Origin of the sequence: Dolichospermum sp. UHCC 0352, assembly GCF_009711925.1 — a bacterium.
Lineage (GTDB): Bacteria > Cyanobacteriota > Cyanobacteriia > Cyanobacteriales > Nostocaceae > Dolichospermum > Dolichospermum lemmermannii.
In genome coordinates this window covers 1-18,004 of record NZ_VIKY01000115.1, presented here as the reverse complement: position 1 = coordinate 18,004, position 18,004 = coordinate 1, and the positions used below count along the sequence as shown (strand labels likewise).

Genomic DNA, 18,004 nt, shown 5'->3' with positions numbered 1-18,004 from the left:
AAAAAAGAGGTAAAAATCGTGAAAGCATTGGTGCGTTTATTCAGTGTATTTACATTGTTGCTAGGTTGTTGGGGAATGTTGGGAACTACCCAAACAGCCCAAGCTACTGGCTTCAATAGCTTTGTGGGAAATCAAGTCCCCGTTTTAGCAATTGCCCGCCAAAACAAAGCAGATCAGAAGTTGGCAACAGAGTTTGGCAAGAAAATTGATTTGAACAATACCAATATGCGGGCTTTCCAAGATTTTCCTGGACTGTATCCCACCCTGGCTAAGAAGATTGTCGCTAATGCTCCCTACGAAAAAGTAGAAGATGTATTAAATCTGCCAGGATTGACCGATAGACAAAAAGAACGTTTGCAAGCTAACTTAGCAAATTTTACAGTTACAGAATTAGAGCCTAACTTCAATGAAGGGGACGACCGTATTAATAACGGTATCTACAGATAACTAAGGACTGGGAATTGGGAATTGAAAACATATTCCCAATTACCCATACCCTAAGTTGAGATCTTAAATTTTGGGCTGTAAATCCCAAAAATCATCCAAATCACAAAAATCATAATTATCCCTTGCCTGATATAAATATTCCTAACCAATTTGATGTTTTAGTAGTCGGTGCCGGTGCAGCAGGACTATATACAGCCCTATGTCTACCCGCATCTTTACGAGTCGGCTTAATTACTAAAGAAACAGTTTCCCTATCCGCCAGTGATTGGGCGCAAGGTGGCATAGCCGCAGCCGTAGCTCCAGAAGATTCGCCACAACTGCATATTGAAGACACATTAAAAGCCGGGGCTGGTTTATGCGACATCGCCGCTGTCAAATTCCTCGCCGAACAAGCCCCCAGTTGTATTCAATCCCTGGTTAACTTAGGCGTAGCGTTTGATCGTCATGACAGTAACTTAGCTTTAACCCTCGAAGCAGCCCATTCTCGTCCTCGCGTGCTTCATGCAGCCGATACCACAGGTAGGGAAGTTACCACCACCCTCACAGATCAAGTCCTGCGTCGTCAGAATATTCAAGTAATTCAGCAAGCTTTGGCTTTGAGTTTATGGATAGAACCCCAAACCGGTCAATGTTTGGGAACTAGCCTATTTTATCAAGGTAAAATTACCTGGATTAGAGCCAGGGCTGTCATTTTAGCTACAGGTGGCGGTGGTCAAGTATTTGCCCAAACTACTAACCCAGCAGTGAGTACAGGTGATGGTGTAGCCATTGCTTGGCGGGCAGGGGCAATTCTGCGGGATTTAGAATTTGTCCAGTTTCACCCCACAGCCCTAAGTAAACCAGGACGTTTCCTGATTAGTGAAGCTGTGCGTGGAGAAGGGGCGCATTTGGTGGATGACACCGGGCGACGTTTTGCCTTTGATTACCACCCAGCAGGGGAACTAGCACCCCGTGATGTGGTCAGTCGAGCTATTTTCAGTCATTTACAAAAAACGGCTGCTGATATGGCTACAGCGAATGTCTGGTTAGATATGCGCCCCATTCCCGCTGACAAAATTCGCCATCGTTTCCCGAATATCATTAATGTTTGTCAACATTGGGGCATTGATGTTTTTACTCAACCCATTCCTGTGTCACCTGCTGCCCATTATTGGATGGGTGGTATCCTCACAGATGTCATGAATGCCACGAATATTCCCGGTTTATACGCCATTGGAGAAACTGCCAGTACGGGAGTACATGGTGCTAATCGTTTAGCCAGTAATTCGTTGTTGGAATGTATTGTGTTTGGGGCGCAAATGGCTAATGTTGACTATGAAAAATTGCAACTGGGAAAACAGGAATCTGCTAATATTATTGAAACTGAAAGTTTGGCAGTTAACCCATCTCTAATTGAGTGGGAAAATCAACAAAGACAATTAGCAGAAATTCGCCAAAATTTACCCCGTGTAGTTTGGCAAAGTGCGGGTATTTGTCGAGAAAAATCAAGTTTAGAAAATGCCATTTCTCAAGTTGCATCTTGGCAAGAAGACTTTGCTGCTTTACCTTTAAGTCAATTATTATTGAGTTTAAAACCAACACAATCAGTTAATTTTCAACAGCCACAAATTGAAAAGGAATTGCGGCTTTGGGCAGAAACTCGTAATTTATTAGATATTGCCGAATTAATTCTGAAAAGTGCTGTTTTTAGAACCGAAAGTCGGGGTGGACATTACCGTTTAGATTACCCTCAAACTGATCCTAATTGGCAATTTCATACTCTTGTGCAAAAGCAGGAATGGTGGATAGGTAATAGGTGATATTATCTCCGGTTAAACACCTTTTACCCTGATAATTGCCAAGTTTTACTGGCGACAGCACAACCCGACGCTCATGTTGGGTTTCATGCTTCAACCCAACCTACAGAAAATGGACAAGGTATTGTTAAGTAGCAAAGATTTTTTATCCTTTATAAACCAAAATTCCGCACCTCATTTTGATGTTATGGCTGTAAATTTAATTCCAAGAAAGTCTTAGAATTTGTATTAATTTCTAAAGTATTTGGTTGGGCTAGTTTACCATCAATAAGTACATTATACGTGCTTACATTTAAATCTTCTAAATAGTAAATTCCATTACTGTTAGTTAGTGAAGTAATTCGTTTTTCTGGATGACTACGAGAAACAAATTCTACACTAACTCCTGTTATCGGTTTCCCTTCTTTATCTATCACTCTTCCCGTCACAACATAAGCTGGAATCAGAGGTATTAAAACAGTCGTATAACTTCCAGGGGAAACTTTAACTGCATAGGCTGGTTGGATAGCTTTCCAACCAAGGGGAAAACCTGCTGGATCTATATCTAAACGATAATTACCTGGTGGAAGCTCAAATAATGCCCCTTTGCTGACAATTTTTGGCCGAGAGACACCTAGTTTATTCAAAGGTTGATTATTAATTAAGAATAGTGATTCTATATCTTCAGTATAAAAATCTTCTCCATGATCATGACGACCATTATTATTTTTATCCAGAAATGGTTGAAGTAAGATTCCCCCTTGAGTGCGTAACTTTTCTAATTTTGTCTCGTCACCGCTGAAATTCATACTAGGTTGTAATAACAAACTGGTAAATAAATTGAGACTTAAAGAAGAATTATTACTGACTGCACTATAAGTTAATCTTAATCCTAAACCAGGAACTAGAGTTGTAGAAGCAGATGTGATGATACCATGACCTTGAGAACCATTACCATAGCCAAATTCTAAGTCTAATAAACTCCTACCATCTTTACTTTTCCAAGGAGTTCGATAAATCAAATTCAGGCTGCCTAAATAGTTTTTATCATCGGTATCATATTTTAGGCTAATTGCATTGCCTGTAGAGCCAAAAAGCCGACTGCCAGAAAGATTATAGATTAATTCAGAAGAAATATTTTGGTTATATTTACGAATGCCAATCAAAAAAGGATCTAAACGAGCATTCAAAGCACCATTAATACTATTTTTATAATCATAGCTCAAACTCAAAAAAACTGGTTGTAAGTTGAAGTTAAACCCGGTTTCTAAGCGATTATTTGTTCCACTAGAATACAAATTAGAAAATAAACTAACTTTTCGGTTTAAAGCCCAAAATAAATTGGTATTATAAGATTTTTCATCACCGCCAAAACCTAAGCTAAAATTATTAGTTCTGTAGCTAATATCTGCGTTAAAACTAATTTGATTACCAGTTAATGCCCCAAGTTTAAAGGTTAGAGGAGAATTTACTGGTTGATACAATATTTCGCTGTATGGTTGAGTAGAACCATCATAAACTACCCCAGTACCTAAAGTAATTTCATTAGAAAGTCCAAAATAATAAGTAGCTCCACCTTGAAAATCACCAAGATTCCCGAAAAAGCTTTGATTTGTGCGATTTCTTTCTGTACCTGCGCTGATAACAAAAGCTGATTTTCCTTTATTGATTTGACCTTGTAAATTGCGATAATTTAGAGGAATTTCTTCTGGTTTACCACTCAAATTTCCTCCTGGATAAAGCAGAAGTTTATAATTCTGACTTTCTGCATTCCCTGTCAAAGAATTACTAGCTGTCACCACATTTTCAAAGCGGTATTTTGCTGAATTATCTACAAGTTGCTCCCCAACTATCAAATTACTATTTTGGGTAACTAATTGTACTAAAGTTCCAGGAGCAGCTTTTCCCGTTATGGTTCGTAAAACTTCATTAGTATTAAGTTTGTCTAGAGGATTAACACCTCCATAGGAAAAACTAGAATTATTTGCTGGCGTGTAGCCTAAACGTTGAATTATTGTAGTGCCAAAATACTCACCTTGATTGCGATCAAATCGTCCCCAAAAAGGTGCTTGAGTGCCGATAAGATAGTCTGTATAAGGACTAGGATGAAAATATTGCAGTTCGTTTATTTGCCAGTTGCTACCTACATTACTATTAATTTGTTGAATTCTTGAAAATAAGCTTCCCCCAACAACACTTCCTAATGTTTTAAATTCTGAGTTGTAATTTAAATTATTATTACTAAAATTTGTTCCCTGAATTTGACTCAAATTTGTTCGTTGAGAAATACCAGTCAAGCTCAAAAAAGGAGGATTGATTTGAGGTAAGCCTGCTAAGATGACTGGTTGTTCTTTTTCTTGGTATTGTTTATCATTAACATTTTCTGTTAACCATGATGGATTGAAAACAAGAGCATATTCTGCTATACTAAATTCAGCAGGAATATTTAAAATATTTTTAATCTGTTCTACAGAAATAGCTTGACCGATATCAGGGTCATTAACTAATAGACTTGGATCAAATTTGATGATTAAACCAACAGAACGTAATTCTAATTGACCATCATCTTTTTTGGTGACGTTGAATTTTAAGGCTTTAATGACATCAGCAAAAGGAACTAGCCAGTTGTTAAAATCAATGGCTTCTTTGCCATTCTCTAAACCCTTGACTGTGGTGGAAGGAATTACATTATTCCCACCGACATTAATTCCCAGCGGGAGAATCGTAAATTTTCCTGATAATGGTATTTTACTAGCAGCAGGAGCTTGATTAGGTTCTAAAACAGTAGAATTGTCAGTTAAATATAGATTGTTAAAGTCCTGAGCATTCACTGGTGGATACCTGATGAAAATTGTTATCACCCCACCGATCATACTAGAGTTTGCTACAATTAAGCTTACCAATTTAAGCCCTGCACAGTTGATAGGTAGAAATTTCATCTTGATGGAATAGTCACTGGTAAACTAAAAGGTACTTTTGTAGGATTTCGAGGATCTCCCCAAAACAATTCTCCTGTAAGCTGATAATTTCCTGCTGGAATTAACGTTTTTGTTTGGTCTTTTTCAATAGTGATGGGAACATTTCTTGTTCCTTCTGCAATAATAGTAATCTTAGAAATTTCCCCTTGAAATCCTGGTTTTCCGGCTTGTTTTAATTCCCATCTACCTTCAGAACGAATAGTCACGTTTCCTTCATTTTTAACTAACAAATAGAGTTCTTTATTTTTGTAGGGTGATAAATCATTGGGACTATAGGAATCCTGTTTGATTCCTGAATGTTCAAGAATCAAATAGGAGTGCTATAGATTCTAAAAGTAACAGCTCAATAATCCGGGGTAAATCCTTCCATTTATTAGGGTAATAAAACCTGTAGCTGTTCCTTGTTTTGTTTGTGTGGAGATAACTAGGGAAGATACATTTACTTGAGCATTTGCCGGTTTATGAAGGTGCCAAGGTAATAACAACAACAGCAGTATAATTCCCATCTAACAATTCTTCTCCAGTAGTGGTTGGCTCCCAAGTAGACTTAACTGTAATGGTAATGTCACCTGCGGTACTTGGATTCCAATCAGTGGCACTGAAAGTTAAACTGTTCGATGATGCTGGCAATACTGAAAATATAGCAGTATTTGCAGTATTACTGGAAAGTGTAGTAGTATGCACCCCTTGAAGAAGAGTTGCTTGGGTTGGCGCAGTAGGTCGGGTTACGGTGACCTCTGCTGTTATATCAAGTTGATCTAGGTTGCAGTTAAATGAGGCTTGGTCACTTTTCTCCAGCTTTGAAACACCACCAGAGCCTGTATAGAGAGTTTTAGTGTAGGCGTTTGTAGTGCTAGGGAAATTTGTAGTAACGGCACAGGATGGATCTACATTCCCACCAAAACCGACAGGGTTAGCATTAGCTTTACCGGCAAAGATAGAACTAGTGGACGCAATTACACCACCTGTTAATAAAGAAGCAATAGCAGCGGCTTTTAACACTTTCTTAAATGTTTTTTTCATTTCCTTTCCTGTTTTGTTTCATAGAACTTACAAAAAGTCTTGATTTGTTCGGATTACTATTGATATGCAGTTGTACATTCACTGAATATAATTATGATAATACCCCAAAAGTTACCCGATCCCTCAAAATCAAAAAGTTTTCTTTTAAAAAACCTATTTAGAAACTTAAATCAATAACTTTAAACGATGAATCAGCCCAGATTAACACCTCCATAGGAAAAATTAGAATTATTTGTTGGCGTGTAGCCTAAACGTTGAATTGTAGAAGTTTCATCTTGATGGAATAGTCACTGGTAAACTAAAAGGTACTTTTGTAGGATTTCGAGGATCTCCCCAAAACAATTCTCCTGTAAGCTGATAATTTCCTGCTGGAATTAACGTTTTTGTTTGGTCTTTTTCAATAGTGATGGGAACATTTCTTGTTCCTTCTGCAATAATAGTAATCTTAGAAATTTCCCCTTGAAATCCTAGTTGTCCGGCTTGTTTTAATTCCCATCTACCTTGAGAACGAATAGTCACGTTTCCTTCATTTTTAACTAACAAATAGAGTTCTTCCTTTTTGATATCATAGTTAGTTTCCTTGGGAATTAAACTTTCTCGAATCTCACCATGACTAACATAAACCACTGTTCCCAGTCTATTATTTACAGTCAAACCACTGGTATTTTTTGGCTTAAAAGGTTGAGAAAAAATGACGGCTCGATATTCTCCTGATTTCATACTGGGTAAGAGACGAGCTAATAATCTAACTCTACGGGTTTGTTTTGGCTCTAAAACTATTTCTGAAGGAGAAAAAATGAGATAGGGTGATAAATCATTGGGACTAGATTCTAAAACTTGGAAACCATTGGAATTATACGTAAACGGTAAAGCATATAAATTCATTTTTACTGCTTCATTTCCTTCATTTATTAGGGTAATGAAGCCTGTAGCTGTTCCTTGTTTTGTTTGTGTGAAGATAACTAGGGGAGATACATTTACTTGAGCATTTGCTGGTTTATGGAATAGTAATGATCCACAAAACCCCATACTTGTTATTGCAACAATACTTTTTTTAATAAATCTTGATTTCAGCATTATTTACTCCTTCGTAAAAATTCAAGGTGAAGTGATATTGATCATGAGTTCATAAGTATAAAAGCCAGCAAAAAATTTCTGTGGTCTTTGGATTTGAATACTTACTGCCATAGGAGTGGTACTTGAACCGGAAAAGGTATCAGTTGTACTAGAATTTTGATGAATGGTCTTACTACTACTGTTATTTGTATAGGTTAATTGTGCGGTTCTACTTGTACCAGCAGGATCTATTTTCTCAGTAGTTGCCTGTTGATTTAAAGTTGGTTCAGATAGGGTGATAGTAACATCAATATTAGAAACAGTATTATCAACTACAAAACTACACTGGGCAGGTTGTGTAGTAGCAAGATTATATTGATTGGTTAATGTTAAGCTACCTTGAGTAGGGCAGGTTAGACTTAATTGTGCTAATACTTGAGTAGGATTGAGAATAGTTATAATCGTTAAAGCTACTAAAATTAGTTTTTTCATGGATCTTTTTTCTAGTCATTTACGACAGCAAGCAGCACGATTATAGGACTTAAGCATTAACACTGTAATATAAAGTGATTAAATTTAAGCCAAGAATAATCACCTACCCGATAGGGTAAGTGATGAGGTGAATACTATTTATACTCAACAGGGCTTAATTATTTGACTCTGCGGGCAGGGATTTAGCATTGCTAAACCCCTACAAATATAGGTTTTTCGTGATTTTACAAAAGTCTATGTCCCAACCGTTTTGAGTATAAGCTAAAAAATCAAAGAGCGGTAAAATTAGGGAGTTTTTGCCTGTACTAGTTAGGTGTGACGGTAACAACAGCAACAGCAGTATAAGTCCCATCTAACAATTCTTGTCCATCAACGGTTGGGTTCCAAGTAGACTTAACTGTAATCCCAATGTTACCTTGGAGGTTTGTTTTCCAATTTGTGGGAGCTACAGTAGTAGAACCAGTTCCAGTTGCATCAGTATTTCCAGTACTGGAAAGTGTAGTAGTATGCACCCCTGCAAGAGCAGTTGCGTTGACTGGCGCAGTAGGTGGGGTTGCGGTTACAACTGCTGATACGTTAACTGTATCACTGTTGCAGTTAAATTGGGCCGTGTCACTTGTCTCCAGCCTTAAAACACCACCAGCGCCAGAGGATGAATATGTAGTTTTCGCGTAGGCGTTGGATGTACTGCTATTGAAACCAGCACTAACGGCACAGGATGGATCTATAGTCCCAGTAAAACCAGTAGTAGAACTGGCTGAGATAGGAGTAACAGCATTAGCTTTATCAGCAAAGATAGAACCGGTGGAAGCAATTACACTACCCGTTAATAAAGAAGCAATAGCAGCGGCTTTTAACACTTTCTTGGATGTTTCTTTCATTTTCTTTCCTACTTTGTTTAATAGACAATACCTTAGCCAAAATAAGAGTCTTGATTTGTTCGCGTTAGCGTTGCGGAGCAATGGTACGCTTACATATTATTCTGACGGGAGGCGTTAGCCATCGTGTGGCGTTTGCGGTATTGTGCCGGAGGCATTACCCGTAACCTCACGTAACCTCAATATATAATTTTTTCTGCATGGTATGTGTATATTTAAGCAAGTTAAGTAAAGTTCATTAATAATAATTCTGGAAATCGCTTTATAATTTGGTTGTAGCTATTTATAAAGAAAAAATAAACTTAGTATAATAGTCTTTTACTTCCTTAAATTCCTTAAATTCATGATTTTTTTCAGTTGAATTACCGATTTAGTTTAAACTCCAGGAATGATGAAAATCCCCAGAAATCGCCAGACATACTTATTAACCGAGTTGGGTGAGGAAAAAATAATTAATACTCTTAGTGAAAACCACGTGAACCCACGTAATAGAATTACGTGGATACAGAAACAGATGGAAAACATTGGTGAAAGTATAAGTAGTAATACGGTTCGTAGAATTTTAACAAAGCAGAATGTTGAAGAGTATGCAATTAAATTACTATTTAAGACATTAAACATCCCATACAAGCACAACATAGATGTTATTCTAGCTTTAAAAGATATAAGTAGTGCGAAGAGTTGCTATCAAAACTTCTTGTCTTTTGAAAACAAAAGTCCTAATTTTTTCGGTAGAGACAATGACTTAGCAAGACTTAATACTCTAATCAATCAACATCAAAAAATGATTGTTATTCAGGCACCAGGAGGACTAGGTAAAACAACTTTAGCTAGGCAATACTTAGATAATCAAGGGTTTGATTTAGTTTTATCCCTAGAAATAGCTAAAGAACCAGATAATATCACTAGCGTTGAAAGCGTAGTTGAAGAATGGCTGAAACAATACTTTGAAGAAGAACCAGGCAGGGAATTTGGTATTACACTCGCAAGATTAAAAAAACACTTGCAAAATCGCCAAGTCGGGATATTAATTGATAGCTTAGAACCTGCACTAGATAAACATGGTAGGTTCATTCAAAATCATAGTCGTTATCTAGAATTATTCAGGGTTTTAGCTGATGCAACTGTGCAGTCATTTACGATAATTACTAGTAGAGAATGTTTATTTGATGACCGTATTGATATAATTTATCATTATTATTTAAGTGAATTAGGTGTATCAGCGTGGCAAGAATTTTTGGCATTTCACGAAGTTAAGATTGATATTTCTTTACTAGAAGAAATGTACATAAAATATGGGGGTAATGCCAAAGCTATGCATATCTTGCTTGGGTCAATAAAAACAGATTATCAAGGAGATGCAACTGCTTATTGGCAAGAAAATTGTACTTTGGTGGAAAGAGGATTAAAAAATTTAGTTATCAATCAATTTGAGAGATTGCAAAGTTTAAATCCCAATGCTTATAAGTTACTGTGTCGGTTAGGATGTTATCGCTATCAGGATATACCACAAGTGACTGAAGATGCCTTACTAGCTTTGCTGTGGGATATTCCTGACCAGCAACAGTGTATCTATATAATTAGATCTTTAAAAAATTTGCGTTTGTTTGAATTTGCCAAGGGCAAGTATTGGCTGCATACAGTGATTAAAGAAGAGAGCATAAAAAGGTTAAAATCAAGTCAAGAATGGGAGGAAGTTAACCGAAAAGCAGCCGAATTTTGGAGAGGTAGTGTGAAAAGTATTCGCACCATGGAGGATGCTAAAAAAGCTTTTGAAGCTTATTATCATTATGAATGTATTCATGACTTTGAACAAGCTGGATATATAATTATTCAACGAAGAAATGGTTGCTGGTCATTTGATGAAATGCTGGCTTTTTCTTACTATCGAATGGGAGCATTAACACAAGTAATATCTATACTGAATTTACTAAAAGAAAAGATAAAATCTGAATATCTACTAGCAAGTATTTATAGTATTGAAGGCATAATAAATTTAGTGTCAGGAAATATGAATATAGCGATTAATTATTTGCATCAATCACTAGCAATGGCAAATTGTATTTTAAATGATTTTGAAAATAATCAAATAGACATAAGTTATGACGAGATTGTATTATTGATAGTCAAAAATCAAATCCATTTATCCTTTTACTATATAGACATCTGGGAACTGGAAGCAGCCATAAATATTTTAGAACCGACCAAATCATGGATAGAAAATATAATCCAAAAAGGAGATAAAAATTTAAAGTTAAAAATAGAAAAATATCAAGTAACCGTGTGGCTACATTTAGCTTTGTTATACTCGTACTTTAATACAGAAGAAAAATACATTCTTCCTCAATCTTTGGCTAAAAAAGTATATTATTCGCTTTTCACGGGAATTTTTGCGGAAATAGTATATTATATGATACTTAATTTAGAAACTTTACTAATTAATGCAGGCTTGGAAACTGAAGTGAATTTTTGCAGATGGCGTAAAATATATGCTTTATTAAAGTTAGGTCTAATTTACAAAAATTTAGGAAACATTAAAAAATCTTTGAAAATATATAATGCAGCGATAAAATTTTCTCAAGCAGAAAGTTCCTATGGATGGATAGAATCTGCTCAAGAACTTAACTATAATTCTCACTATAATCCGCTTGTAGCTAAAGCTTTAACTGGTTTAGCAGAACTGTATCGAATCCAAGATAATTTTGAAGAAGCACTTGCCAAACATTCACAATCAATAGAAATATTCCATAAAATCAGTGGTAACAGATGTGATTTAGCAGAAGCTTACTTTCAACTAGGTTTAACATATCAGAAAATGGGTGACTTTAAAAATAGTCAGATCAATTTTGATGAAGCCATAATATTATTTACAGCAGTGGCAGCTCCCCGGCAAGTTGAGAAAGTTGAAAGAGAAAAAGTCAGTAACCCAGCCCTAAAGGGACTGGGCTTGTAAGAGAAATCAAGCCGTACTGACCAGACCACCCTGAGCCTGAGAAAAACCAAAATGTGTAAGGGACTTCCAAGAAATAAAATCCCCAAAAATTTCTTGTAGTGCGGGCATACTATGGCTAACGCCACGCTGCGCTATCGACAAGCTCAGTACAAGTCTTGCCCGCTGGATATGTACCTCATAACACTGGAAAGTGCTGTATATCGCTATCAGGAATACAAAAGAATCCTGATTTTGTCATGAAATCATATTTTTACTGGTTATGTCATCAAATATTAATTTATTTTTGTTGTTAGCATCATTCATTAAATATTAATTTATTCGTAATTAAAATATCTTTTTGCATTACCAACTCATAGTAATAATTAATAAAGCAGAATAACTGATAATTTCAAATTATTGAATTTGCCAATATTGACAAAATTACTTTGTCAGAGAAAATATAACCATTTTTGGGGCTTAAATACTTATGTCACTTGATGTTTCTGCGGACTTTTCATCTCAAAAAAAAATCAATTATACTGCCATTTCCCAAACCAATGCCTTTCAAAATCCCACTGATAATAGGATAATTTGGGGTAGTCATAGTTCTTCTTCCCAAGATAATTTAGCAGCAACCGCATCTGTTGCTACTAATAGTAGTTATAACTCAACAAATGGCTATGGCTTGGTGAATGCTGGATTAGCAGTGAGTAAAGCCGCAGGTGTTAGTCCCTATGCAGACGTTCCTAATGTGGGTGGGAATAATTGGGGAGCGGATCTGATCAAAGCTCCCACAGTCTGGAATAATGGATATACAGGACAAGGAACTATTGTTGCCGTACTAGATACTGGCGTAGACTATAACCATCAAGACTTAAAAAATAATATTTGGAGTAATAACAAAGAAATAGCTGGTAATGGGATAGATGATGATAGTAACGGCTATATTGACGATGCTCAAGGCTGGAATTTTGATAGTAGCAATAACAACGTCCTAGACAACAATGGTCATGGGACTCATGTTTCTGGAACCATAGCCGGAGAAAATAACGACATTGGAGTCACCGGCATTGCCTATAACTCCAAAATTATGCCAGTCAAAGTCCTAGATGCCAACGGCTCAGGTTCTTACTCAAATATCGCCAAAGGCATTTATTACGCAGTTGATAATGGTGCAAATGTCATTAATCTCAGTCTAGGAGGTAATTCCTCTAACGATACTCTCAAGTCAGCCATTGAATATGCCAGCAGCAAAAACGTCATCGTTGTTATGGCAGCCGGTAATAATGGTGACTCAATGCCATCCTATCCCGCCCGCTACGCCTATAATTCAGGAATTGCTGTAGGTGCAGTGGATAAAAATAATAAGCTTGCGGACTTTTCCAACCGTTCTGGTTCTCAAGAAATCACCTATGTCACTGCCCCAGGAGTTAATATTTACTCCACAATACCCAATAATCAATATGCCAACTACAATGGCACTTCTATGGCAGCCCCTCACATTGCTGGTGTTGTCGCTCTCATGCTCAGTGCTAACCCTAAGCTAACTGAAAGCCAAGTCCGCCAAATTATTACCAGCACATCTGCAAATAGCACTAATCCTTCAGAGCCAACGAAACCTTCAGAACCGGGGTTGAAAATGCCGTCTTTATTCCCCCCTCTAGACTCTTTTTTCCCGCTGGATTTGATTAATATGATCAATATAGGCTCAAAATTACCTTTCAACCTACAATCTCAATCATCAAACTCTATTCCCCTTCCTCCCGTTGTCGTCTCTATGAACGAAAATCAGTTAACGTTGCGTTTCGGTAATCTGGAATCATCACCCGCACAGCAGTCTAGCTACTATAGTCAGAATTTATCATTTACCTTTACTGAATCTGGCATACACTACTATGCGGACGAAACCGATCCAAAAAAGCTAACTAATGCTAACAAGAGCCAGCTTTTCCTTCCTGCTTCACCCTAGAAGTGTCGGCAAGTCCTAGAGAATCTATGGGTTGAAGTGTTAATTTACCTTTGGGGGTTAAAGTCCCCTGCTTCTACAAGCAGCGGGTTTTGCGTCGGGGTAAAATCCCCGTTGCAAAACGTAATTCTAAATTCTAAATTCTAAATTCTGCATTCTTTTAATCAAATCCCATTGCTTTCGCAACGGCTTTAATGTCCGCCGGAATACCCTGTTTAAATTGGGCGTGACTGTGTTTAATGGCTGTATCTGGGTCTTTTAAACCATTACCAGTGAGGACACAGACTACCGTTGCCCCGGTGGGAACTTCGTCTTTTACCTGTAACAAACCGGCGACAGAAGCCGCGCTGGCAGGTTCACAGAAAATCCCTTCCGATGATGCTAATAGTCGGTAAGCGTCGAGAATTTCTTCGTCAGTGACAGAACGAAAACTGCCTTGGCTGGCTGTTTGAGCGGCTATGGCTTTATCCCAACTGGCTGGATTACCAATTCTAATGGCTGTGGCTATGGTTTCCGGATGTGCCACTGGTTGACCATTTACTAAGGGTGCAGCCCCAGCGGCTTGGAAACCCATCATTTTCGGCAAGCGATCGCATTTACCATCTTGATGGTATTGACAAAAACCCATCCAATATGCTGTAATATTGCCCGCATTCCCCACGGGAATACATAACCAATCGGGGGCATCACCCAAGGCATCAACAACTTCAAAAGCTCCAGTTTTTTGCCCTTCTAACCGGTAGGGGTTGACAGAATTTACCAAAGTGATGGGATATTGATCTGCCATTTCCCGGACAATTTCCAGGGCGCGGTCAAAATTTCCTTGAATAGCCAGGACTTCAGCCCCATAAAGTAACGCTTGGGCTAATTTACCTAAAGCCACATAGCCATCAGGAATCAACACAAAGGGTTTCATCCCCCCCCGTCTAGCATAGGCAGCGGCAGCGGCGGAGGTATTACCAGTGCTGGCACAAATCACAGCCTTAGCACCTGCTTCTGCTGCTTTAGAAATTGCCATAGTCATCCCCCGGTCTTTGAAGCTACCAGTGGGGTTAAGTCCATCATATTTGACATACACCTTCACCTGTCTGCCAATACGTTCAGCGATCGCTGGCACGGGAATCAAAGGTGTGTTACCCTCCAACAAAGTCACCACCGGGGTTTTTTCGCTGACAGGCAAGTATTGACGATAGGCTTCTATCAGCCCTGGCCAGGGTTGGCAATGAGATTTAGCAGCAGACAGGCTCAAAGTCACAGGATTCAAAACTTCTTAATTAAGGATTTAGGATTGGGAATGCTCTTGGTATAAGTATCCCACTTTTCAAGTCTATATGTTAGTTGCGGAACACAGTCACAATGATCGGAGTCTTTTATCACCACATTTGTAACCGATTAGAGTATATAATGAAAACTATATAATATCTTAACAAAGATTAAGATAAGTATATTATACTATTTCTAAATGGTGTGAGTTAAGTTTCTAATGCCAACAACTATGTCTACTATGTCATCCAGTGTTTCCGAATGCGAATCCCACGCTAACTTAGTCAAGAAGTTAACGAAGGCTTACTATCGAGACGATCAGCAAGTGAAGTTCATGGACTTACAAGCAGAGGTAGATTCCCTTTTAGCGCAATTGCAAAGTCTCAAAAGCGAACAAGTGGAAGCTCCCAGCGACGAAGAATAAATTACCTGTAATGGTGACTATTCAAATTGCTGATTAGTTTGTGACCAACGTTGCAGACTATAGCCCTGTTTATTTTCTACCAGTAACGCTAGAGATTGGTCATCAGTAAGTTGAGCGATCGCTATTAGCGTTTGCTGGCTTGCATGGGCAAAATCACTATAAATTACCCTGCTATCCGCCGACAAAATCAGAGTCCGGGGACGTTTTTGATCTTCCACTGGTTTTGAGTTATTACCATCGGACTGATTTAAAGATGCTATAGCGGGATCAGAAATAGTTATGACAATTTCCTGCTGTGCATCATTAGTTAAATCAGCCAATTGAACTGGCCAATCACCCATTTTTTCCCGCATTTCCTGAAAATCAGGAATATTACCAGGATTTATATCACCCGACTGTTGTAGTTTTCTCCAGATAGTCGGCAAGATTAATTCTACTAATTGGGGTTTTTGTTGAGATAATTCCTTTACAGATACCGGAGACGGTTCTACCCATTTCAACGCATCCACAGTCATGGCTAAAGGTTGAGGTTGAAGAGATGTGACCTTATTTTCAAAAAGCGCGGAACCCGAAATTAACAACCGTAAACCCTGATCTTGCACTTGTACAGCTTTAATCGTAGTCGTAGTAACTTCTTGTTCTCCATTGGGTTTCCAGACAATAATTTGCATACTAGGGTCATAACTAATACCCAGAATTTTTCGCCAAAATTTTCGAGGTTGATGTTTCAGTTGGTCAAAATTAGCAAATGGATAACTTAACCAGCTTGTACCATCATGAAATGCACTAACTTCCACCTGATACCAAACTTGATTATTAGTAATTTTCAAATCAGTTTGCAGAGATATTGGCAACCAATCCTGCTCATTAATACGACTAATTTGGTTGACAGTGCCAATAATTCGACTTTTATGGGCATTGATCTTATCATCATCAAGTTTAGTTAAAATATCTTGAATATAATTGAGTGTTTCCTGGTTAATATTCGGTTGTGCTTGCAACCAAGCATTAGCTCTTTCTTCCCCCCGTTGGACTTTAAAAATTAGTGCTACCCAAGCTAAAACTGCGCGACGATTAGGATTGAGTCGTAACGCTACAGCAGACCGATTCCAGATTCTCCCTTTATCTGTTTGTAGTAAATTAGCAATTTCTTGACCATAATCAGCTGAAGTTTCAAATACCTGTAAAGCCTTTTCCCAACGACCATCAATAATATCCGCTGTAACTTGTTGCTGAGGACTTGCCCAATTTTTCTCAGCCTGCATTTTCGTAAATTCCGAATGTAAGCGAATTACATCTATTTGCGCCCGTGCTGCCGCTGAAAAAGGCTGTTTACGCTGTTTTTCTAAAGATATCAACCATGTAGAAGCAGGAGTCCAAAGTCCATTTCTGGCTAATAACAGAGATTGTTGAAAAGCAAATTCATCAATTGCGGGTTTTTGGAAATCAATTGCTTCTAAATAAATAGAATTAGCCACTAACTTACTAGGTTTAACTTGATAAACTTGTAAATTTGGTTCTACATTTATCGTTTGATCAATAATTAACTCCTTTGAATCATTACCCGTTATCTGTTGCCATTTAGGTAATTGACCATTGTGGGTCTTCCAAGATAACATTTGTTGTAAGCTTTTCAGAGTAGGATTGTAATAGACAACTTGACCATAGGTAATATTATCATCGTTATTTTTGTGTTCACCCTGCAAATAAAACCAAAATCCTGGAAATAGATTAGTATCTGCAAAAGCTTTCACCTGATTTAAAGGTAAATTTGTCTTTGTTTCTTGATTGTCTGATTCAGAAATAGCCGCAAATGAAGAGGACTCTACAAAATTTCTCGATAATCCAGTAACAGGTAATTTAGTAATTAAATAGTAGGATTTTTCTGACTGAAATTTAGATTCCAAATCCTGGGAAAGTTTATAGATCCTCAATTCTACCAATTCTTGACAATGAGATTGACAATTCTTGCGTTTTTGGAAAATTGGTAATAAAAAAGATTCCTCTGATTTACCATCTAAAGGCAGGATTTCGCCAGATAGACGTTGTTGTTGAGTTAAACCGAGTTCAATAGCTGTAAGTGTTTCCGGTAGTTCTCGTTTACCTGTAGATATTTTTGCCCATTTTGGTAAAAAATCATTCACCCAGCTAATCTGGGCAGGATTTAAAATAAATAGCACACTAATCCAACTAACACCAATAATTACACTAGCACTGCCTAACAACAGACCCATAGCCAACGTAGACCATAGCCAACTACGCCGTTGAGAACGTTTGGGTAATTTTTTAACATTCTTCTTGATTGCAGCTTGAGAAGGCTGATTCAGCTTAGTAGCTTTTGGTCTGCGTTTGCGGGGTTTATTGATCATCTGACTATTACTAGCACTAGTAATTTGATGTTGTTCAAAATCATCCATGATAGATTTTGACAAACTTGGTGCAATTTTGCCAGTGTACTGGGGTAAAACTTAAAACTTCGCCCAGATCCCCGACTTCTTGAAGAAGTCGGAGATCTTGTTTGTTGTTTATAATTGGGAATGGGTATATTTTTGCTGAAATCACGAACAGGGAGAAAATGAGCAATAAAAAAGGTTTGGTTGACAACCAAACCTTGACTTAAATCCAGTGCATAACAACATCCCGAATCAATTTAACCTATATGATCTATTTTCAACATCTTCCCATAGTATGTATGCAAATTTCATAAAACCTGATAAGAAATCAGTGGTCAGTAGGGGCGAAGCATTTGGAAAATAAATTATCGGTCATT

General features: G+C 37.6%; 13 protein-coding genes. 5 read left to right on the top strand and 8 right to left on the bottom strand.

The window, feature by feature from the left end; all coding sequences use genetic code 11:
• Positions 1 to 18: 18 nt before the first annotated feature.
• Together psbU and nadB are read left to right on the top strand one after the other, a co-directional pair.
• Entirely contained in the window at positions 19 to 447 is a 429-nt protein-coding gene (gene psbU, locus FJR06_RS07745; protein WP_015081139.1) for a photosystem II complex extrinsic protein PsbU, read from the top strand.
• Between the two features lie 122 nt (positions 448 to 569).
• On the top strand, positions 570 to 2,246 hold the full coding sequence (nadB, locus tag FJR06_RS07740) for an L-aspartate oxidase (protein WP_168651172.1): 1,677 nt from the start codon (positions 570 to 572) through the stop codon (positions 2,244 to 2,246).
• 182 nt (positions 2,247 to 2,428) lie between these two features.
• Here nadB and FJR06_RS07735 read toward each other — a convergent pair whose 3' ends face one another.
• The 6 genes from FJR06_RS07735 to FJR06_RS07710 form a co-directional block, all read right to left on the bottom strand.
• Entirely contained in the window at positions 2,429 to 5,053 is a 2,625-nt protein-coding gene (locus FJR06_RS07735; protein ID WP_371723610.1) for a carboxypeptidase-like regulatory domain-containing protein, read from the bottom strand.
• 104 nt (positions 5,054 to 5,157) lie between these two features.
• Positions 5,158 to 5,511, bottom strand: coding sequence for a hypothetical protein (locus FJR06_RS07730; RefSeq protein ID WP_168651170.1), 354 nt, complete (start codon positions 5,509 to 5,511; stop codon positions 5,158 to 5,160).
• Positions 5,512 to 5,659: 148 nt separating this feature from the next.
• On the bottom strand, positions 5,660 to 6,223 hold the full coding sequence (locus FJR06_RS07725; RefSeq protein WP_168651169.1) for a hypothetical protein: 564 nt from the start codon (positions 6,221 to 6,223) through the stop codon (positions 5,660 to 5,662).
• A gap of 270 nt (positions 6,224 to 6,493) precedes the next feature.
• Positions 6,494 to 7,300, bottom strand: a complete 807-nt coding sequence (locus FJR06_RS07720) for a hypothetical protein (protein WP_168651168.1) — start codon at positions 7,298 to 7,300, stop codon at positions 6,494 to 6,496.
• A gap of 21 nt (positions 7,301 to 7,321) precedes the next feature.
• A complete protein-coding gene (locus FJR06_RS07715) occupies positions 7,322 to 7,771 on the bottom strand; it encodes a hypothetical protein (protein ID WP_053540449.1) in 450 nt (149 codons plus the stop codon).
• Positions 7,772 to 8,076: 305 nt separating this feature from the next.
• Complete coding sequence (locus FJR06_RS07710) at positions 8,077 to 8,652, bottom strand: hypothetical protein (protein ID WP_015081145.1); 576 nt, start codon at positions 8,650 to 8,652, stop codon at positions 8,077 to 8,079.
• A 511-nt stretch (positions 8,653 to 9,163) separates the two neighbouring features.
• On the opposite strand from FJR06_RS07710, the gene FJR06_RS07705 reads away from it, so the two are divergent.
• Positions 9,164 to 11,602 carry a tetratricopeptide repeat protein gene (locus FJR06_RS07705; RefSeq protein ID WP_168651167.1) on the top strand — a complete coding sequence of 813 codons (2,439 nt, stop codon included), beginning with the start codon at positions 9,164 to 9,166 and terminating at the stop codon, positions 11,600 to 11,602.
• Between the two features lie 466 nt (positions 11,603 to 12,068).
• Positions 12,069 to 13,550 carry a S8 family peptidase gene (locus FJR06_RS07700; RefSeq protein WP_168651166.1) on the top strand — a complete coding sequence of 494 codons (1,482 nt, stop codon included), beginning with the start codon at positions 12,069 to 12,071 and terminating at the stop codon, positions 13,548 to 13,550.
• A 157-nt stretch (positions 13,551 to 13,707) separates the two neighbouring features.
• Here FJR06_RS07700 and thrC read toward each other — a convergent pair whose 3' ends face one another.
• Positions 13,708 to 14,802, bottom strand: a complete 1,095-nt coding sequence (thrC, locus tag FJR06_RS07695; RefSeq protein WP_015081148.1) for a threonine synthase — start codon at positions 14,800 to 14,802, stop codon at positions 13,708 to 13,710.
• A 240-nt stretch (positions 14,803 to 15,042) separates the two neighbouring features.
• Between thrC and FJR06_RS07690 the strand changes: the two genes are divergently transcribed.
• On the top strand, positions 15,043 to 15,234 hold the full coding sequence (locus tag FJR06_RS07690; RefSeq protein ID WP_148279126.1) for a hypothetical protein: 192 nt from the start codon (positions 15,043 to 15,045) through the stop codon (positions 15,232 to 15,234).
• 17 nt (positions 15,235 to 15,251) lie between these two features.
• On the opposite strand, the gene FJR06_RS07685 is transcribed toward FJR06_RS07690, so the two are convergent.
• Positions 15,252 to 17,666 carry a hypothetical protein gene (locus tag FJR06_RS07685; protein ID WP_371723605.1) on the bottom strand — a complete coding sequence of 805 codons (2,415 nt, stop codon included), beginning with the start codon at positions 17,664 to 17,666 and terminating at the stop codon, positions 15,252 to 15,254.
• Between the last annotated feature and the right edge of the window lie 338 nt (positions 17,667 to 18,004).